Annotated in this window: 21 protein-coding genes; 17 read left to right on the top strand and 4 right to left on the bottom strand. The window is 33.6% G+C overall.

The window, feature by feature from the left end; all coding sequences use genetic code 11:
• The 16 genes from B4H69_RS12715 to B4H69_RS12790 all read left to right on the top strand — a co-directional run.
• Positions 1 to 1,144: phenylacetate--CoA ligase family protein (locus B4H69_RS12715; RefSeq protein WP_291094245.1), on the top strand; the 1,144-nt coding region annotated here is incomplete at its 5' end.
• Between the two features lie 4 nt (positions 1,145 to 1,148).
• Positions 1,149 to 1,721 (top strand): TetR/AcrR family transcriptional regulator, encoded by a 573-nt coding sequence (locus B4H69_RS12720; RefSeq protein WP_115000316.1) that lies wholly within the window; start codon positions 1,149 to 1,151, stop codon positions 1,719 to 1,721.
• Between the two features lies 1 nt (position 1,722).
• Entirely contained in the window at positions 1,723 to 2,805 is a 1,083-nt protein-coding gene (gene paaE / locus B4H69_RS12725) for a 1,2-phenylacetyl-CoA epoxidase subunit PaaE (RefSeq protein ID WP_180906686.1), read from the top strand.
• Positions 2,806 to 2,827: 22 nt separating this feature from the next.
• The gene (gene paaA / locus B4H69_RS12730) at positions 2,828 to 3,793 is read left to right on the top strand and encodes a 1,2-phenylacetyl-CoA epoxidase subunit PaaA (RefSeq protein WP_038335708.1); all 966 of its coding nucleotides are present in this window, start codon (positions 2,828 to 2,830) and stop codon (positions 3,791 to 3,793) included.
• Between the two features lie 4 nt (positions 3,794 to 3,797).
• Positions 3,798 to 4,085 carry a 1,2-phenylacetyl-CoA epoxidase subunit PaaB gene (paaB, locus tag B4H69_RS12735; RefSeq protein WP_038335709.1) on the top strand — a complete coding sequence of 96 codons (288 nt, stop codon included), beginning with the start codon at positions 3,798 to 3,800 and terminating at the stop codon, positions 4,083 to 4,085.
• A 3-nt stretch (positions 4,086 to 4,088) separates the two neighbouring features.
• Positions 4,089 to 4,865: a 1,2-phenylacetyl-CoA epoxidase subunit PaaC gene (paaC, locus tag B4H69_RS12740; protein ID WP_291094248.1), complete on the top strand. Its 777-nt coding sequence runs from the start codon at positions 4,089 to 4,091 to the stop codon at positions 4,863 to 4,865.
• Positions 4,859 to 5,347: a 1,2-phenylacetyl-CoA epoxidase subunit PaaD gene (paaD, locus tag B4H69_RS12745; RefSeq protein WP_291094250.1), complete on the top strand. Its 489-nt coding sequence runs from the start codon at positions 4,859 to 4,861 to the stop codon at positions 5,345 to 5,347. The genes paaC and paaD overlap by 7 nt, the downstream gene beginning before the upstream one ends.
• A 6-nt stretch (positions 5,348 to 5,353) precedes the next feature.
• On the top strand, positions 5,354 to 6,139 hold the full coding sequence (locus B4H69_RS12750; RefSeq protein WP_038335712.1) for an enoyl-CoA hydratase-related protein: 786 nt from the start codon (positions 5,354 to 5,356) through the stop codon (positions 6,137 to 6,139).
• Positions 6,140 to 6,142: 3 nt separating this feature from the next.
• Complete coding sequence (locus B4H69_RS12755) at positions 6,143 to 7,300, top strand: 3-hydroxyacyl-CoA dehydrogenase NAD-binding domain-containing protein (RefSeq protein ID WP_291094252.1); 1,158 nt, start codon at positions 6,143 to 6,145, stop codon at positions 7,298 to 7,300.
• A 14-nt stretch (positions 7,301 to 7,314) separates the two neighbouring features.
• Positions 7,315 to 7,728: a hydroxyphenylacetyl-CoA thioesterase PaaI gene (paaI, locus tag B4H69_RS12760; RefSeq protein ID WP_180906691.1), complete on the top strand. Its 414-nt coding sequence runs from the start codon at positions 7,315 to 7,317 to the stop codon at positions 7,726 to 7,728.
• 51 nt (positions 7,729 to 7,779) lie between these two features.
• Entirely contained in the window at positions 7,780 to 8,985 is a 1,206-nt protein-coding gene (gene pcaF / locus B4H69_RS12765) for a 3-oxoadipyl-CoA thiolase (protein WP_291094255.1), read from the top strand.
• Positions 8,986 to 9,132: 147 nt separating this feature from the next.
• Positions 9,133 to 9,726: a transferase hexapeptide repeat family protein gene (locus B4H69_RS12770; RefSeq protein ID WP_286485140.1), complete on the top strand. Its 594-nt coding sequence runs from the start codon at positions 9,133 to 9,135 to the stop codon at positions 9,724 to 9,726.
• Between the two features lie 221 nt (positions 9,727 to 9,947).
• A complete protein-coding gene (gene paaZ / locus B4H69_RS12775; protein WP_291094258.1) occupies positions 9,948 to 11,999 on the top strand; it encodes a phenylacetic acid degradation bifunctional protein PaaZ in 2,052 nt (683 codons plus the stop codon).
• Positions 12,000 to 12,076: 77 nt separating this feature from the next.
• Positions 12,077 to 12,832 (top strand): enoyl-CoA hydratase/isomerase family protein, encoded by a 756-nt coding sequence (locus B4H69_RS12780; RefSeq protein ID WP_180906695.1) that lies wholly within the window; start codon positions 12,077 to 12,079, stop codon positions 12,830 to 12,832.
• A gap of 112 nt (positions 12,833 to 12,944) precedes the next feature.
• Positions 12,945 to 13,163, top strand: coding sequence for a hypothetical protein (locus tag B4H69_RS12785; RefSeq protein ID WP_180906696.1), 219 nt, complete (start codon positions 12,945 to 12,947; stop codon positions 13,161 to 13,163).
• A 57-nt stretch (positions 13,164 to 13,220) separates the two neighbouring features.
• Positions 13,221 to 13,625 (top strand): hypothetical protein, encoded by a 405-nt coding sequence (locus tag B4H69_RS12790; protein ID WP_180906697.1) that lies wholly within the window; start codon positions 13,221 to 13,223, stop codon positions 13,623 to 13,625.
• Positions 13,626 to 13,636: 11 nt separating this feature from the next.
• On the opposite strand, the gene B4H69_RS12795 is transcribed toward B4H69_RS12790, so the two are convergent.
• Positions 13,637 to 14,533, bottom strand: a complete 897-nt coding sequence (locus B4H69_RS12795; RefSeq protein WP_180906698.1) for a hypothetical protein — start codon at positions 14,531 to 14,533, stop codon at positions 13,637 to 13,639.
• An 87-nt stretch (positions 14,534 to 14,620) separates the two neighbouring features.
• Between B4H69_RS12795 and B4H69_RS12800 the strand changes: the two genes are divergently transcribed.
• Positions 14,621 to 15,055: an FKBP-type peptidyl-prolyl cis-trans isomerase gene (locus B4H69_RS12800; RefSeq protein ID WP_180906699.1), complete on the top strand. Its 435-nt coding sequence runs from the start codon at positions 14,621 to 14,623 to the stop codon at positions 15,053 to 15,055.
• Positions 15,056 to 15,090: 35 nt separating this feature from the next.
• Here the strand turns inward: B4H69_RS12800 and B4H69_RS12805 are convergent, their stop codons facing one another.
• The 3 genes from B4H69_RS12805 to B4H69_RS12815 are packed head-to-tail and all read right to left on the bottom strand — an operon-like array spanning position 15,091 to position 18,486.
• On the bottom strand, positions 15,091 to 16,737 hold the full coding sequence (locus tag B4H69_RS12805) for a B12-binding domain-containing radical SAM protein (RefSeq protein ID WP_180906700.1): 1,647 nt from the start codon (positions 16,735 to 16,737) through the stop codon (positions 15,091 to 15,093).
• Positions 16,738 to 16,766: 29 nt separating this feature from the next.
• Positions 16,767 to 17,474: a peptidylprolyl isomerase gene (locus B4H69_RS12810; protein WP_180906701.1), complete on the bottom strand. Its 708-nt coding sequence runs from the start codon at positions 17,472 to 17,474 to the stop codon at positions 16,767 to 16,769.
• Positions 17,475 to 17,526: 52 nt separating this feature from the next.
• On the bottom strand, positions 17,527 to 18,486 hold the full coding sequence (locus B4H69_RS12815) for a YeiH family protein (protein WP_180906702.1): 960 nt from the start codon (positions 18,484 to 18,486) through the stop codon (positions 17,527 to 17,529).
• Positions 18,487 to 18,494: the final 8 nt, after the last annotated feature.

The raw sequence follows: 18,494 nt of genomic DNA on the forward strand, positions 1-18,494 counted from the left end.
AACACATTTAAGAGAGAACTATCCGTTCGGATTATTTGCAGAACCAAAGAGCAACGTAATCCGTTTACATTGTTCAAGCGGCACAACAGGAAAACCAACTGTTGTAGGTTATACCAAAAACGACATCGAATTATTTTCAGAAGTAGTAGCACGTTCTTTAGCAGCTTCTGGATGCGAACCAGGAATGACATTACAAAATGCCTATGGTTATGGTTTGTTTACAGGAGGTTTGGGATTACATTATGGAGCAGAAAAATTAGGAATGACAGTTGTTCCTATTTCTGGTGGAAATACTGAAAAACAAATCATGTTGTTGAAAGATTTTCAAGCTGATGCTATTTGTGCAACACCATCGTATGCATTAACAGTAGCAGAGGAAATCAAAAAAAGAGGAGAATCGTTAGAAAGCTTAAACCTTAAGTTTGCGATTTTAGGATCAGAACCTTGGTCAGAAGCATTACGTCAAGAAGTAGAAGGAAGTTTAAACATCAAAGCGTCTAATATCTATGGATTGAGCGAAATTATCGGACCTGGTGTGTCTAACGAAGATTACGAAGAGCAAGGAACAGGATCTTACATTTGGGAAGATCATTTCTTTCCAGAAATTGTAGACGAGAAAACAGGTGAGCCTGTACCTTACGGACAACCTGGAGTTTTAGTGATTACAACGTTAACAAAAGAAGCTTTACCATTGGTGCGTTATTGGACTGGAGATATTACAACCCTTACGTACGAACATTCTAAGAAAAGAACACATATCAAAATGGGACCGATTATTGGTCGTGCAGATGATATGATGATTATTAGAGGTGTAAATTTCTTTCACACGCAAATCGCTGATTTTATTCCAGAATTCCCAGAATTATCACCAAATTATCAAGTAGTTTTAACAAAACCTAAAAATATGGATGCTGTAGAAGTTGGATTTGAAATTAATCCTGACTATTTTGCAAGCCAAGGTTTCACTTGTGATAATTTGAACGACGAATCTAATCATGCATGTTGCAAATTAATCTCTAACATTCACAAAAAGATTAGAGACAATATTGGATTAGGAATGAATGTTAAATTGTATCAAGTTGATGGACTTCCGAAAAGTGAAGGAGGAAAATTAAACCGAATCATCGATAACAGACATTTATAAATATATGCCTAAACAAAGTAAAAAAGAACTGATTATTCAAGAAGCTGCATTAATCTTTAAACAAAAAGGATATTCGGCTACATCAATGCGCGAACTGGCTGAAAAAGTTGGAATGGAAGCGGCAAGTTTATACAATCACATTCGTTCGAAAGACGAAATTTTAGAAGAGATTTGTTTTAAAGTTGCCAATCAATATGTTTCTCACATTAGTTCGATTGAAGATACTGACGAATCAAATGTTCAGAAATTGAGAGATTTAATTCAATTACACGTCAGAATGATTATTGATGAGCCAAACGAAGTTTCTGTTGCAAATAATGATTGGAAAAATCTTTCGGATACGAAAAAAGAATTGTACAAAACAATTCGAAAAGGATACGAAAAAAGAATCGCTAATCTTATTAAAGCAGGAATTGCAGCAGGCGAATTTAAAGACTTGAATGTTTCGGTTGCTTTATTTACTTTATTATCATCATTACGTTGGATAGAATTGTGGTACAAACCTGGACGAGATATCTCACCAGAGCAATTAGAAAATGACTTAATGACACTATTAATTAACGGATTTCAAAAATAATATGGCTATAAATTTTCACCAATTACGCGTTAAAAATGTAAAAAAGGAAACACCAGATTGTGTATCCGTTACATTTGAAGTGCCAGAAGAATTAAACCAAGAATTCAAATTCAAACATGGTCAATATTTAACGTTCAAAAATCTTCACAATAACGAAGAAATTAGACGTTCTTACTCAATTTGTTCAAGTCCTTTGGATAATGAATTAAGAGTTGCTGTAAAGAAAATTGAGGATGGAATTTTCTCGACATTTGTTAACGATACAATCAAAGTTGGCGATGTTCTTGATGTAATGACTCCACAAGGAAATTTCTTTACAGAAGTACACGAAGACAACAAAAAATTATATGTAGGAATTGTGGCGGGATCAGGAATTACACCAGTACTTTCGATTATCAAAACAGTTCTACAAACAGAACCTAACAGTCAATTTGTGCTGTTATATGGAAACAGAAACAAAGGTTCGATTATTTTTAAAGAAGAAATTGAAGCATTAAAAAATAGATACATGGAACGCATTAGCGTTTACAATATCTTGAGTCGCGAAACGGCTGATGCTGAGATTTTGAGTGGTCGTATTGATAAAGCAAAAATTGAATATTTCTTGCAAAATATCATCGATCCAAAAGAAGTAAGCGAAGTTTTCCTTTGTGGACCAGAAGAAATGATTTTAAGCGGTCGTGACGCTTTTGTAGAAGCAGGAGTTGATGCAAAACATTTGCATTTCGAGTTATTCTATAGTGCATCTGCAGAAGCGAAAAAGGTAGAGCGTCAAAAAGCTGTAAAACAATCAGATGACACAATGAGTAAAGTTACCATCAAATTAGATGCAACAGCTTTACAGATTGATTTGGGTTACAATGGCGACACAATCTTAGATGCGGCTTTACAAAACGGAGCTGATTTACCTTATGCTTGTAAAGGTGGTGTTTGCGCAACTTGTAAGTGTAAAGTAGAGAAGGGTGAGGTAGAAATGGACATCAACTACTCACTTGAGCCAGATGAATTAGAAAGAGGATTTGTATTAGCGTGTCAAGCGCACCCTCGTTCTGCAGAAGTCGTGGTAGATTTTGATGCCAAATAATCAACTTTAAAAACGTTTAGAAATGAGTGCAAAAGAAATTGATTTTCAAGAAATTTTCGATAATAAGATTGAAAATGAAGTTCGTATCGAACCAAAAGACTGGATGCCAGACGCATACCGCAAAACATTAATTAGACAAATCTCTCAACATGCTCACTCAGAAATTGTTGGGATGTTGCCAGAAGCAAACTGGATTACAAGAGCGCCTTCGTTAAATAGAAAGAAAATTTTGTTAGCGAAAGTTCAAGACGAAGCTGGTCACGGATTATACTTATACTGTGCAGCAGAAACGTTAGGTGTTTCTCGTATCCAAACTTTAAATGACTTACATTCAGGTAAAGCAAAATATTCATCAATCTTCAATTATCCAACTCTTACATGGGCAGATATCGGAATGATTGGTTGGTTGGTAGATGGAGCTGCGATTTTGAATCAAGTTCCGTTATGTAGAACTTCTTACGGTCCTTATGCTCGCGCAATGGTACGTGTTTGTAAAGAAGAATCTTTCCACCAAAGACAAGGTTACGAAGCATTAGTGGTATTATCAAAAGGAACACCAGAACAAAAAGCGATGTTGCAAGATGCAATGAATCGTTGGTGGTGGCCTACATTAATGATGTTTGGTCCAAAAGATGAAGAATCATCAAACTCAGAATTATCAATGAAATGGAGAATTAAACGTTTCTCGAATGACGAATTACGTCAACGTTTCGTAGATATTTCTATTCCTCAAGCTGAATATTTAGGATTAACTATTCCAGATCCAGATCTAAAATTCAACGAAGAAACAGGTCACTACGAATTCGGAGAAATTGATTGGGAAGAATTCTGGAATGTTGTGAAAGGAAACGGTAAATGTAACAAACAACGTTTGGATGCTCGCCGTAACGCACACAACGAAGGAGCTTGGGTTCGTGATGCTGCAACAGCTTATCACGAAAAAAGAAAACAAAGAGAATTAGAAAAAGAACAACGCAAAAACGCATAAAAAGATGGAAAATAGAGATTGGCCTTTATGGGAAGTATTCATTAGAAGTAAACAAGGGTTAGACCACAAACACGTTGGGAGCTTACATGCTGCTGATGCTACAATGGCACTAGAAAATGCACGCGATGTATATACACGTCGTTTAGAAGGTGTAAGTATTTGGGTGGTAGAATCTGCTAATATCCATGCTTCTAATCCTGATGAAGCGGAACAATTTTTTGATCCTGCAGAAGACAAAGTTTACCGTCATCCAACTTTTTATGATGTACCAGAAGAAATTAAAAACATGTAATTTATGACAAGTACAGTTTATCAAAACAATCAAAATTACATCGATTTTATCTTGCATCTAGCAGATACAAATCTAATTTTGGCACAACGTTTATGCGAATGGTGTGGTCATGGTCCAATTTTAGAACAAGACATTGCAATGTCTAATATGGCGTTGGATTTATTAGGTCAAACATCTAATTATTATGATTATGCGGCTGAAATGATCGGGAATGGAGCAACTGAAGATACGTTAGCAATGTTACGTGAAGAGCGTGAATATAAAAACTTATTGTTGGTTGAATTACCAAACGGACATTTCGGAGACACAGTTGCACGTCAATTCTTTTACGATTCTTACCATGCGTTATTGTTAGAGCAATTTTTGAAAGTAAAAGATCTTAAATTACAAGCCATCGCTGAAAAATCATTGAAAGAGGTAAAATATCACTTAAAATGGTCATCAGAATGGATGATTCGTTTAGGAGACGGAACACAAGAATCTCACGATAAAATTCAGGAAGCTGTAAACAATATTTTACCTTACGTAAAAGAAGCATTTTTATTAGCGCCTTATCAAAAAGCTTTAGTTGAAGAAGGATTAATTTCAAGTCCAGAAGAATTTCAGGCAACTTGGTTAGTAAATGTAAAAGCAATTTTAGACGAAGCTACAATCGAAGCTGATGTAGAAAATGCTTTTGTACAAAAAGGAGGTAAAGAAGGTGTTCATACAGAGCATTTAGGATTTATCTTAACAGATTTACAATATTTACAAAGAACTTATCCTAATTCGCAATGGTAACCGAAAAAGAAATTTGGCAATACATGGAGGAAGTCGCTGATCCAGAAATTCCTGTGATTAGTGTAATCGATCTTGGTGTTGTGCGTAAAATTGAATTAATTGACGAACAAAGTGTCAATGTTACAATTACGCCAACATATTCAGGATGTCCTGCTATGAGTGCAATTTCAATTTCTGTTCGTTTAAAATTAATCGAAAAAGGATTCAAAAATATCAATGTCATTAATCAGTTGAGCCCTTCGTGGTCAACTGATTGGATGACAGAAGAAGGAAAGCAAAAAATGAAGGCTTATGGAATTGCACCGCCAACCAAAAATCCTTCGTCTGATGCACTTTTTTCAGACGAACAAAATATCGAATGTCCACAATGTGGCTCTACAGATACCAGACTTATCAGTCAATTTGGTTCTACGGCCTGCAAAGCTATGTATCAATGCAATAGTTGCCACGAACCATTTGATTATTTCAAATGTCATCACTAAAAAAATATGGAAAATTCAACATCAATCCTATACACACAAGAGGGAGGAATTGCTACGATTACGTTGAATCGTCCTTCTGTTTTTAACAGTTTTAATCAGGAAATGATTAAATCTCTTCAACATCACTTGGATGTTGCAGCTCAAGATGTTTCTGTTCGTGCAGTGGTTTTAACTGGAACGGGAAAAGCATTCTGCGCTGGTCAAGATTTAGGAGAAGTTTTAGAAGAAAAAGAAATCGACTTCAATAAAATCGTTCAAGAAAATTACAATCCATTGGTTCTTAAAATTAGAAATATGGACAAACCAGTTGTTGCTGCTGTAAACGGTGTTGCTGCCGGTGCGGGAGCAAATTTAGCTTTGGCTTGTGACATTGTTGTTGCGAAAGAATCGACAAATTTCATTCAAGCTTTTTCTAAAATTGGTTTAATCCCAGATTGTGGAGGAACTTATTTCTTACCTCGTTTAATTGGACTTCAAAAAGCAACTGCTTTAATGATGCTTGCAGATAAAGTTTCGGCGGCTCAAGCAAAAGAAATCGGAATGATTTATGAGTTTTTCGCTGACGATATTTTCGATGCTGAAGTTGCAAAGATTGCTGATAAATTAGCCAATCTTCCAACAAAAGGTTTGGCTTATACAAAGAAATTATTGAATCAAACATTTAATAATTCAATCGAAGAACAATTAATTCAAGAAGGATTATTTCAAGCTAAATCAGGGAATACATCAGATTATCAAGAAGGTGTAGACGCATTTATCGAGAAAAGAAATCCTGTTTTTAAAGGCGAGTAAGAAATGAAAAAAATAGGAATTATTGGTGGAGGAGCAATGGGGTCTGGAATTGCACAAGTTTTTGCTCAATCTGGTCATCCAGTTGTTTTATATGACACAAATAAAGAAGCTTTAGATCGTTCAAAACAAAACTTAGCGAAGACATTCGAGAAGTTAGTGGCGAAAGAAAAATATACTGCTGAAAAAGCACAAGAAATTCAAAACAATATCGAATATGCAGATAGCTTAACCGCTTTTGCATCGATTGATTTAATGATTGAAGCAATTATTGAAAATTTAGATATTAAAAAATCAGTTTTCAAACAAGTGGAAGAACTCGTTTCTGACGAATGTATTTTAGCTTCAAACACTTCTTCATTATCAATCGCATCAATTGCATCTGCGTGTTCAAAACCAGAACGTGTTATTGGAATTCACTTTTTTAATCCTGCGCCTTTAATGGCTTTGGTAGAGATTATTCCAGCCGTACAAACGCGAGAAGGTTTAGCAGAAGAAGTAAAAGCCTTGATTCAATCTGTTGGTAAATTACCTGTAATTACGAAAGATACGCCAGGATTTATTGTAAATCGTGTAGCTCGTCCATTTTATAGCGAATCAATTCGTTTATTAGAAGAAGGAGTTGCAGATGCAGAAACAATAGACTTTGCGATGACTTCTGTTGGAGGTTTCCGTATGGGACCATTCGAATTAATGGATTTTATTGGTCATGATGTGAATTATCGTGTAACCGAATCGGTTTTCGAATCATTCTTTTATGATCCAAGATTTAAACCATCTTTCTCTCAAAAACGCTTATTCGAAGCTGGATATTACGGACGTAAATCTGGTCGTGGATTTTACAATTATGCAGAAGGAGTGGAGAAAAAAGTACCATCTCAAGATCAAGCTTTATTAGAAAAAATATACAAACGTGTTTTGGTGATGTTAATCAACGAAGCAGCTGATGCTTTATTTTTAAACATTGCAAACCGTGAGGATTTAGATACGGCGATGACAAAAGGTGTAAATTATCCAAAAGGATTATTGAAATGGGCGGATGAATATGGACTGGAAAATGTACAAAATGATTTAGATAAATTGTACAATTATTACCATGAAGATCGTTACCGTTTAAGTCCAATTATCAGAAATTACGTCAAAGAAAACAAAACATTCTACTAAAAAAATATCAAAACATGGAACCACAAAAGTTATTAAATGCAATGCTTGATCACGATAAATTTAGTGAATGGTTAGGTTTAGAAGTAATTGAAGTTAGAGAAGGATATGCAAAATTACAAGCAGCAATTCGTCCAGAAATGATGAACGGAGTAGGTTCTGTTCACGGAGGCGTTACTTTTGCGATGGCAGATTCTGCGTTTGCTTTTTCGTGCAATATGTACAATAATATTTCAGTTGCTTTAGATGTTCATATTTCATTTACGAAAGCTGGACACGAAGGTGATGTATTTACAATCGAATCGCAAGAAGTTTCTTCGACAAAAAGAACAGGTATTTACGATATCAAAGTTACGAATCAAAATAATGAGTTAATTGCTTTATTTAAAGGAACTTGTTTCAGAACAGGTAAACCTTTGATTGAAGAGTAAATTTTATAAATTGCCTAAAGCATAAAGTTTTAGGCATAAAGCTTTAAAACAATGAACCAAACATATATAATAGATGGAGTTAGAACTCCAATTGGTAAATTAAAAGGTGGATTATCTGCTGTTCGTCCAGACGATATGGGGGCAATGGTAATCGCCGAATTATTAAAAAGAAATCCGTCAATTGATCCAGCTGCATTTTACGATGTTATTTTAGGAAATGCAAACCAAGCAGGAGAGGATAACCGTAATATAGCTCGTATGCTGGCTTTATTATCTGGATTACCTTATACAGTTCCGGGAGAAACGGTAAATCGTTTATGTGCGTCTGGATTATCAGCAGCAATTGCGGCATCAAGAGCGATTCAAGTTGGTGATGCTCAATTAATGATTTCTGGTGGAGCTGAATCGATGACTCGTGCACCTTTAGTTATTTCTAAATCAGCTTCTCCATTTGGTGGTGATGCGCAAATTTATGATTCAACTTTTGGTTGGCGTTTTATCAACCCTAAAATGAAAGAAATGTGGGGTGTTGATGGAATGGGAAATACAGCAGAAAATTTAGCGGAGCGTGATAATATTTCGCGTGAAGATCAAGATTTATTTGCGGAATGGTCGCAACAAAAAACGGCTGCTGCACAAGCGAATGGTCGTTTAGCGAAAGAGATTGTTCCTGTTGTTATTCCACAACGTAAAGGTGATGCAATCATTTTTGATACTGATGAATTCCCAAAGAATAATACAACTATGGAGATTTTATCAAAGTTACGTCCAGCTTTCAAAGCAGATGGTACAGTAACTGCTGGTAATGCCTCTGGTCTTAATGATGGTGCGGCTGCTAATATTTTAGCTTCTGAACAAGCAATCAAAGATTTTGGTTTAACGCCAATGGCAAGAATCGTTTCTTCTGGTGTTGCAGGTGTCGAGCCTCGTATCATGGGAATTGGACCAGTGAATGCAACGAAAATTGCATTAGAAAAAGCTGGTTTAACAATGAATGACATTGATATCATAGAATTAAATGAAGCTTTCGCAGCACAATCTTTAGCATGTACACGTGCATTAGGTTTAGCTGATAACGATGCTCGTATTAACCCTAATGGAGGTGCAATTGCTTTAGGACATCCACTTGGAATGTCAGGAGCACGTATCTTAAATTCTGCGGCTTACGAATTACAAGCTACAGGAAAACGTTATGCATTAGTTACAATGTGTATAGGTTTAGGACAAGGTTATGCCGTAATTATTGAAAGAGCATAAAATAGATTTTAGTATTGAGAAATTAGATCTTAGAAATGTTGAACTTGTTTCATCATCATATCAATTTAATGAGATTCTGAAATGAATTCAGGATGACAATTAAACAAAATCTCATTACTCAATACTACTATCTCAAATCTATAAATTATGATTTACGAATTCAAAGGATATAAACCCGTTGTTCATCCAACAGCTTTTATTCATCCACAGGCAGTGGTAACAGGAAATGTGATTATCGGGAAAGATGTATATATCGGTCCAGGTTGTGCATTACGTGGTGATTGGGGACAAATTATTATCGAAGATAATTGTAATGTACAAGAAAATTGTACGATTCATATGTTTCCGGGAACTACTGTTCGATTAAAAGAAAAAGCACATATTGGTCACGGAGCAATTATTCACGGCGCAACAATTGGTCGTAATTGTATGGTAGGGATGAATGCCGTTGTAATGGATAATGTTGTAGTGGAGGACGAATGTATCGTTGGTGCTTTAACATTTATAAAAGCTGATACGCATATTCCGACAAGAAGTGTTGTGGTTGGAAATCCTGCCAAAATCGTAAAACAAGTTTCGGATCAAATGATAGAATGGAAAGATCAAGGAACTCAACAATATATGCAATTACCAAGTGATTGTCATGAAAGTTTGAAACCTTGCGAACCATTAACCGAAGTTCCGGATTATTATTACGAGTCAATGGCGAGTAATTACAAGACTTGGAACGAAAGTAAGTAAAATGTAAAAAGTATGATGTAAAATGTCATACTGAGCCTGTCGAAGTATCTTTTCAGAAAAATTCTTCGATAAACTCAGATTGACAGAAACAGTTGTCATACCGAACTTGTTTCAGTATCACACTAACTTAATGAGATTCTGAGATAAACTCAGAATGACAAAAACTTATAACTTAATCTTACGACTTATAACTTAAAAAAAAATACACAAACAACATAAAAATGGCTAAACAATTAGAAAATTATGCTTTAGGACAATGGACAAAAGGTTCGTCTGAAGGGCAAATGTTATATAACGCCATCAATGGCGAAGAAATAGGAACTGCATCATCAGCTGGATTAGATTTCGGTGCGATGATGGATTATGCACGTACAGTTGGTGGACCAGTTTTACGTAAAATGACGTTCCAAGAAAGAGGTTTAATGTTGAAAAAATTAGCCTTATACTTAATGGATCGTAAAGAAGAATTTTACACAGTTTCTTGGGCAACAGGAGCAACACGTGCTGATTCTTGGGTTGATATCGAAGGAGGAATTGGAAACTTATTTGCCAATGCATCTTTACGTCGTCAATTCGGAGATCAACCATTTTATGTGGAAGGAGAAACGCATAAATTATCAAAAAACGGAACATTCTTAGGTACACATATTTTAACACCAAAACGAGGTGTTGCAATACATATCAATGCCTTCAATTTTCCAGTTTGGGGAATGTTAGAAAAAGTTGCCGTTAACTTATTGGCTGGAGTTCCAGCTATCGTAAAACCTGCGACAATCACATCTTTCTTAACGGAAACTGTTGTTCGTGCAATTATCGAATCTGGAATTTTACCTGACGGAGCTTTACAATTAATCACAGGTTCTGCAAACGGAATTTTAGATAGTGTAGAGTCAGAAGATGTTATAACTTTTACAGGTTCTGCTTGGACAGGACAAATGTTAAAAGCTCACCCAAGAATTACTTCAGAAGGTGTTCCATTCAACTTAGAAGCTGACTCTTTGAACGCTTGTGTTTTAGGAGAAGATGTACAAGTTGGATCAGCAGAATTTGATATTTTCATTAAAGAGGTTACGCGTGAAATGACAACAAAAGCAGGGCAAAAGTGTACTGCGGTTCGTCGTGCGTTAGTTCCAGCTCATTTGGTTGAGGATGTACAAATTGCTTTAGGACAACGTTTGGCAACGACTACAATTGGAGACCCAAATGTGGAAGGTGTTCGTATGGGAGCTTTGGCGGGAGCAGCGCAAGTTAAAGAAGTTCGTGAGAAAGTAGAAGAATTAGCTAAATCGCAAGAAATTATTTTTGGAAACTTAGATAATTTCGAAGTGAAAGGTGCTGATAAAAACAAAGGTTCTTTCATTTCTCCAATTTTATTTTTAAACAACGATCCATTCAATAAAACTGATGTTCACAATATTGAAGCTTTTGGACCAGTTTCTACGATTATTCCTTATAATGGAACTGCTGAAGCAATTGAGTTAGTGCGTATGGGGAAAGGTTCATTAGTTTGTTCGATTGTTACTGCTGATAATGATATCGCAACAGAATTTGTATTAAACGCAGGTTCATTACACGGGCGTATTGTTATTTTAGATGCTGAATGTATCAAAGAATCGACAGGTCACGGATCACCACTTCCATTATTAGTTCACGGAGGTCCAGGTCGTGCAGGTGGAGGTGAAGAAATGGGAGGAAAACGTGGTGTATTACACTATATGCAACGTACAGCAGTCCAAGGTTCTCCAAATAAATTAACGGCTGTTACACAACAATATCAATACGGAGCAGATTACATCGAAGAAGATAAACATCCATTCGCGAAATATTTTGAAGAAGTAAAAGTTGGTGATACATTAATCACAGCGAAACATACGATTCAACAATCAGATATTAATGCATTTGCAGCTTTATCTGGCGATAATTTCTATGCTCACGTTGATGCAACTTCTTTGGAAGGAACTATTTTTGAACGTAATGTTGCACACGGATACTATTTATTATCTAAAGCAGCTGGTTTATTCGTTTTAGCTAAAAAAGGTCCTGTTTTGTTAAACTATGGTTTAGATGAATGTCGTTTTGTGAAGCCTGTTTATCCAGGTTCTACAATTGGAGTTCGTTTTACATGTAAAGAAAAAATCGATCAAGAGAAAAAAGACGAAAACGATGTGGCAAAAGGAATTGTTCGTTGGTTGGTTGATATTTACGACGAAACAGGAGAAACAGTTGGTATTGCAACGATCTTAACAATGGTTAAAAAATTAAATCAAGATTAATTTATTTAGATAATGTGATAATTTGTTAATTAGCTAATAATTTTCAAATTATCACATTAACATATATTCAAATTACTATGAAAGCTTACGTAAAATCAGATATACAAAACGGAATTGGTACAATTGAATTCTTTCATCCACAAAGTAATTCAATGCCAGGTTCTCAATTAAGAAATTTAGCAACTGAAATTGAAAAATTAGGAAACGATGACGAAGTAAAAGTTATTGTTTTGAGAAGTGCTGGAGATAGAACATTTTGTGCTGGTGCATCTTTTGACGAATTAATTTCAATCAAAGATCGTGAAACAGGATTAGAATTTTTCTCTGGATTTGCACACGTTATTAATGCGATTCGCAAAGCACCAAAATTTGTTTTAGCTCGTATTCAGGGAAAAGCAGTTGGCGGTGGTGTTGGAATTGCATCGGCAGCAGATTATACTTTTGCAACAGAATTTGCATCTGTAAAATTATCAGAATTGGCTGTAGGTATCGGACCATTTGTAGTTGGACCAGCAGTAGAACGTAAAGTTGGAAATTCTGCTTTTACACAAATGGCGATTAATGCAACTGAATTTCAATCAGCTGATTGGGCGAAAGAAAAAGGTTTGTATGCAGAAGTTTTTGCAAATGCAGTTGAAATGGACGAAGGAATCGATATTTTAGCTAAAAAATTAGCCAATTCAAATCCAGAAGCTATGAAATATTTAAAACGTGTTGCGTGGGAAGGAACAGAAAATTGGGACGAATTATTAATTGATCGTGCAAAAATTTCGGGTGAATTAGTTTTATCGGAATTTACGATTAACGCGATTAACAAATTCAAAGCAAAATAAAAGACAACTGTAGTTTATATAAGAAATCCACTTCATTTGAAGTGGATTTTTTTATAGTAAAGATCACTAATGATTTATAAATTTTCTATAAATTAGTTAAAAATGAAAACTCATGAAATATTTATTACTTCTTAGTTTATTTTTAAGTATATATGGATTTAGTCAGAATGACTTAAAACATCTTAGTACGAATTACGGGAAGTTTATTATAAATGATAAATACTTTTCTAAGAGTGATAGTATTTATGTAAGTGAAGTTTTTAATTATTTAGATGAAAATCCAGATTTAATTGAAGAAGTTCTTTTCATTAATTCAAAAGATTTGCATTAAAATAAACTTAATGCAACTGTAAAGATTAAATATACTCCAAAAACAAAGGTTTATAAATTGATTGCAAAAGAAGATAATTCGGAAATTGATTTTGCTTCAATAAAATGTTTGAATTCAATGAATTTTGAATGTTATAATGATTTTCAAGATAATAAATTAAAAGTAAAGAAAGGAAAAAATACTGTTTATCATTTTGTTGCTCAATTTAAAGGAGAATCATTTACTGGAAAATTCAAGGACTTTCATGATTTAATGATAATTGAAGTAAAAGATAAAATAATACAAAGTGGTTATCATCTTACCAAAGAATGGGCTGAATTACCATTGGGTTCAGATTTATATAAAGTCAGTGCTAAAAATATTGTTTTGGTAGATTCTTTACCAATCTCATTATTGAATTTTAAGCAAATTGATGACAATTCTTTATTAATTGACGAGGGCTACATTGAGATTAAGAATTAATTTTTATAGTTTTACAATTTAAAATACTCATCTTTATAATATTTACTTTTCTTTACATATAAAATATCTTTTTCTGAATTGAGAATTAGATTGAAACGTTTGATCAAATCGCCTCCCATAATATTTTTGTGTTGAATTTTTATTGTGCTATCAAAAAATGACATAGGTACATTTTTGAATGTTTGATTTGCTAATTCGAAATTTGGTAAAATTGATTTTTTGGAAAGAATTACATTTCCAGCAGCATCACTTAGTTTAGAGTCTCCAATAATTTCAAATTTTTCTAATAATTTATATTCTTTTGCAAAATCATCTGAAATCATCAAAGCACCAGAAAAACCTGTGTGTATCATAAATTCTGTTTCAACCGGTTTTTTGTCAATGAATGGAAAAGCTTTTATATACAGCGTTTCTTGAGAATATCTCGAATTTAATTTTGTATACTTTTTTAGTTTGCTAGGAGCTATATCATAGACAAATAATTTATTCACATCAAAATTGATTTCTAAATATTTTCCTTCGAAAAACTTCAAACCAATTTTCCCATCACTCTCATGTCCAGATTGTTTATCGATAAAAATCGGAATTTTGCTAAACCCTTCATTACCAAATTTAATTACATTGTTTTGACTCATTTTCATATCCGAATATCCCACCCAAGATGTCACATTGTTTAAAGTATCAGAAATCGAAATCGATTTCATTTTTTTATATGAATCTTCAATAATCGTAATATAATCAGAACCTGTATGTAACATCAATTGCACCGTATCTTTTTGATTGATGATAACTGGCACTAAAATATTATTGTATTTTGTTAATTGAAATGGAATCTCTTTTACCATATTCTGCCCGAAAATTACAATTGAAATAATAGTAAAAAGTAATGTGAAAATTGTCTTTTTCATTTAGTTGTATTGTTTCTTTAAAAGTAAACTAATTTGTAGTAACGATTAATATACTATAATTAAAAATTTTCCTTTTAAATTTGCGCTATGGGAGTAGCTGAATTATTATTAAAACGTAAACAAGAATTGATTGAAAAGAACAAAACTGAAGGTTTAGCTTTTCGAGAAGAGTATAAATTGAAAGAAGGTGTAACCGAAACCGAAAGTGGATTATTGTACGAAGTAATCACAATGGGAGAAGGAGTGAAACCAACTTTGTCAGATACCGTTTTGTGTCATTATCATGGAACAAATATCAATGGAGAAGTTTTTGATAGTTCGGTTCTACGCAAGAAACCTGCTGCTTTTCCTTTGGAAAATGTAATAAAAGGTTGGGCAGAAGGAGTGCAATTAATGCCTGTCGGAAGCAAATTTAGGTTCGTTGTTAAACCAGAAATAGGTTACAAAGATCGTGAAATTTCTAAAGAATTAGGACCTTATTCTACTATGATTTTCGAAGTAGAATTGATGGGGATTTTATAAAAATCAAAAAGATGTCTGCAAAGACATCTTTTTTGTTATTCAAACACTTCGCAATGAATAATATTATGTGAAGTTCCTACAAATTCGATTAACCAATTTTCTGTTGTTTTTTCGATACGATCTTCGTCTTTCCAAATTTGATAATCAAATGAAATCGGAATCGAAACGAATTTACTTTTCGGATGCGAGGCAAGTTCACTCAAATCTTCTTCTATTTTTTGTTCCATTTCAAACAAATCTTTTGGCTTTGATTTATGAAAACTATAATAATCAATCGCGATCAATTCTAACACAATTTTATCGTTTGTAAATGTTTTTGCAAAATCAAATATCGTCTGAAAAACATCATTCAATGTATGTTTGTGGAACAAATGATGTTGCTCAAAATATTGTCCTAATCCCATTAAAAAATCAAAAATAGAATACTTTTGTGCAATATATTTCAACGTTTCGGGTGTTCTTGGTTTGTTCCAATAAATCTCCAAAGCATTTTCTAAAGCCGTAATATTTTCTAAATCTTTTTCACTTAAAAAATCACTTTTTATAATTTGATACGGAGGTAATTGATCAAAATGATAGCCATAATTCTCGTATTTTTGACGAACTGGCGTTCCTTTCAAAAATTTCAAAAAACCTAATTGTAATTCGGGTGGATAAAGCTTGAAAGTTTCTTCGAAACTAAACTTCAAATCATCAATATACTCTAAAGGCAAACCAACAATCAAATCCAAATGCATTTCAATTCTGTCTTTTAATTGATTGATGACATTTGATGTTTTCTCAAAATTTTGTTTGCGCGAAACCTCTCGATTACTTTGTTGATTAACGGTTTGAATCCCAATTTCGAAACGAAAAAGATTTTTCGGAACTTTTTCGTTGATGAATTTAATAATATCTGGATGAACAATATCGGCTGTAATCTCGAACTGAAAAACATTTCCTTCACGATAATGATCCAAAATAAATTGAAACAATTCAATTGTAAAATCACGTTTTATGTTAAATGTACGATCCAAAAATTTGATAGTTTTCCCATGTTTCATCAAATACAACAAATTTTCTTTGATGGTTTCCATCGGCAAATAGCGCATTTTATTGTCTAAACTTGCCAAGCAAAACTCACATTTATAAGGACATCCACGAGAAGTTTCGATGTAACAAACCTTCTTTTCCAAATCCGCTGGATTATCGTATTGATAAGGATTTCTACCTTTTAATCGTTTGATATCAAACTGAATATTTTGCGCATTGAAAACAACTTTGTTCTCTTTCTTGTAAACTAAATTCGGTACATTTTCTATTGATGGATAGTTAGCAACAAATTCTTCGAACGGAATTTCTCCTTCACCTACAATAATATAGTCGATATAATTATTTGCAATCACATCATCATATTCGTAACTAACTTCTGGTCCTCCCAACAAAATTTTAGTTTCAGGAGAAATTTGTTTGATACGTTTACAAACTTCTAACGTCTGCGTAATATTCCAAATGTAGCAACTAAAACAGATAATATCGTATTTAGCACATTTTTCTGCAACTTCATCAAAGTCAGATTTAATCGTGAATTCTTTCCAAAAAATATTTCCTCGATGATGATTCAAATCGTACAAAATACGAATCGCCAAATTGAGATGAATATATTTTGCGTTTAAAGTCGTTAATAAAATTGATGGTTGCATAATTTATAATTGAGGTACAAAAATAATAATTAAAAACCAATCGCTGTACCGCCCAAAGAAACACTTGTTTTGTTATATTTCGTAGGCGTTTTTTTCTTTTTCACTTTGATTGAAAAAATAACAGGTTCTAATGGTAATTCGTTTTTCGTTTCAACATTACTAATTTTCATGACTTTGTCTAAGCCTTTTGTAATTTCTCCAAAAACTGTAAAATCATGATCTAAACGAGGCTGACCACCATTTTTCAAATACTCAGCGCGTTGTTCTGCTGTAAATTTGATTCCTTTTTTAGCTTCTAAGTTATCTAATTCTTCTTCTGTAATTCTCTTTCCAACAACAAAATAAATTTGATTGTAATACGATGCTTTCTCTTTATTTCCATCTCGACCAGCGCCTAGAGCACCCATTTTATGAAAAGCTTTCGGATTAAATTCTGGTGCTAAACGAATCGGTTTTTGTTCTGGATGTTCGGCTTCTCGTGCCAAAATAGGGTCATCTAATTCTCCTCCTTGAATCACAAAATCTTTCACAATTCTGTTAAATTGCGCATTTGTATAAGTTCCTTTATTAATTTCACTCAAAATCAAATCGCGATGTTTTGGTGTGAAATCGTATAACATCACATCAAATTTTCCGTAATTCGTTTTGAATTTTAAAGTATAGGTTTGTGCAGAAACAAAACTCGAAATTGAAAATCCAATTCCGAGTGCAATATTTTTTAATAATCTATGATTCATTATAAATTTTCTTGTTCTAAAGATAGCAACAAATATAGAAATCAGAACGATTTTAAGCTAAATTCATAATCATAATTAAACTTCCAACTCCAATAATTACCCATAAAATAATAGCCATTAATAGTGGTTTGTAACCGATATTTTTTATCATTTTGAATGATAAACTTGTTCCGATTAAGAATAATGTAAGCGTAAGTGCAGCTTTTGATAAATCAATAATAATTGGGCTAAATTGATGAACAAAAGGTACATAGGTATTGACACAAATGGCGATTAAAAATAAACCAATAAACCACGGAATATTAATTTTTGATGTGGTGTTTTTGAAAAACAATAAGGTTAAAAACGACAATGGAATAATCCAAAGTGCACGCGCTAATTTCACTGTTGTAGCGACTTGTAAAGCTTCTTCTCCGTATTTACTTGCTGCTCCAACGACTGAACTTGTATCGTGAATGGCGATGGCGCACCACAAACCGAATTCGTGTTGAGATAAGTTGAATAAATGTCCAAGTGGTGGAAAAATCAATAAGGCAATTGAATTTAAAGTGAAAACCACTGCTAAAGCAACCGAAATTTGATTGGGTTTTGCTTTTGTAATCGGCGCGATTGCTGCGATTGCACTTCCACCGCAAATTGCTGTTCCCGCTGATATTAAGTATCCTGTAGCTTTTTCAATTTTGAAGAGTTTGGTAAATAAAAATCCTAAAATCATCAACGTAGAAATACTTACAACGGTGAATACAATTCCTTCTTTTCCAGCTTGTATAGCCGAAAAGATATTCATTCCGAATCCTAAACCTACCACAGCAACTTTCAATAAAGTGCTTGATACTTTTCGTGATTGTATTTCGTATGGATTTCCAAATATTTGAGCAACAGCAAATCCTAAAACTAATGCGATAGGAGAGCTTATAAAAGGCATTAAACATAGAAATGCACATATTAAAAAGATAACTTTTTGCGTAGTGAATTGTTGAAATAAACCTTTTTCTGAATGTATAATTTTCATGATTTGAA

It is taken from the genome of Empedobacter sp. UBA6745, assembly GCF_002453775.1.
Lineage (GTDB): Bacteria > Bacteroidota > Bacteroidia > Flavobacteriales > Weeksellaceae > Empedobacter > Empedobacter falsenii_C.

Coding starts and splice junctions, on each gene's coding strand:
- B4H69_RS12720 (WP_115000316.1), top strand. CDS start 1,149: ATGCCTAAACAAAGTAAAAAAGAACTGATTATTCAAGAAGCTGCATTA.
- paaE (WP_180906686.1), top strand. CDS start 1,723: ATGGCTATAAATTTTCACCAATTACGCGTTAAAAATGTAAAAAAGGAA.
- paaA (WP_038335708.1), top strand. CDS start 2,828: ATGAGTGCAAAAGAAATTGATTTTCAAGAAATTTTCGATAATAAGATT.
- paaB (WP_038335709.1), top strand. CDS start 3,798: ATGGAAAATAGAGATTGGCCTTTATGGGAAGTATTCATTAGAAGTAAA.
- paaC (WP_291094248.1), top strand. CDS start 4,089: ATGACAAGTACAGTTTATCAAAACAATCAAAATTACATCGATTTTATC.
- paaD (WP_291094250.1), top strand. CDS start 4,859: ATGGTAACCGAAAAAGAAATTTGGCAATACATGGAGGAAGTCGCTGAT.
- B4H69_RS12750 (WP_038335712.1), top strand. CDS start 5,354: ATGGAAAATTCAACATCAATCCTATACACACAAGAGGGAGGAATTGCT.
- B4H69_RS12755 (WP_291094252.1), top strand. CDS start 6,143: ATGAAAAAAATAGGAATTATTGGTGGAGGAGCAATGGGGTCTGGAATT.
- paaI (WP_180906691.1), top strand. CDS start 7,315: ATGGAACCACAAAAGTTATTAAATGCAATGCTTGATCACGATAAATTT.
- pcaF (WP_291094255.1), top strand. CDS start 7,780: ATGAACCAAACATATATAATAGATGGAGTTAGAACTCCAATTGGTAAA.
- B4H69_RS12770 (WP_286485140.1), top strand. CDS start 9,133: ATGATTTACGAATTCAAAGGATATAAACCCGTTGTTCATCCAACAGCT.
- paaZ (WP_291094258.1), top strand. CDS start 9,948: ATGGCTAAACAATTAGAAAATTATGCTTTAGGACAATGGACAAAAGGT.
- B4H69_RS12780 (WP_180906695.1), top strand. CDS start 12,077: ATGAAAGCTTACGTAAAATCAGATATACAAAACGGAATTGGTACAATT.
- B4H69_RS12785 (WP_180906696.1), top strand. CDS start 12,945: ATGAAATATTTATTACTTCTTAGTTTATTTTTAAGTATATATGGATTT.
- B4H69_RS12795 (WP_180906698.1), bottom strand. CDS start 14,533: ATGAAAAAGACAATTTTCACATTACTTTTTACTATTATTTCAATTGTA.
- B4H69_RS12800 (WP_180906699.1), top strand. CDS start 14,621: ATGGGAGTAGCTGAATTATTATTAAAACGTAAACAAGAATTGATTGAA.
- B4H69_RS12805 (WP_180906700.1), bottom strand. CDS start 16,737: ATGCAACCATCAATTTTATTAACGACTTTAAACGCAAAATATATTCAT.
- B4H69_RS12810 (WP_180906701.1), bottom strand. CDS start 17,474: ATGAATCATAGATTATTAAAAAATATTGCACTCGGAATTGGATTTTCA.
- B4H69_RS12815 (WP_180906702.1), bottom strand. CDS start 18,486: ATGAAAATTATACATTCAGAAAAAGGTTTATTTCAACAATTCACTACG.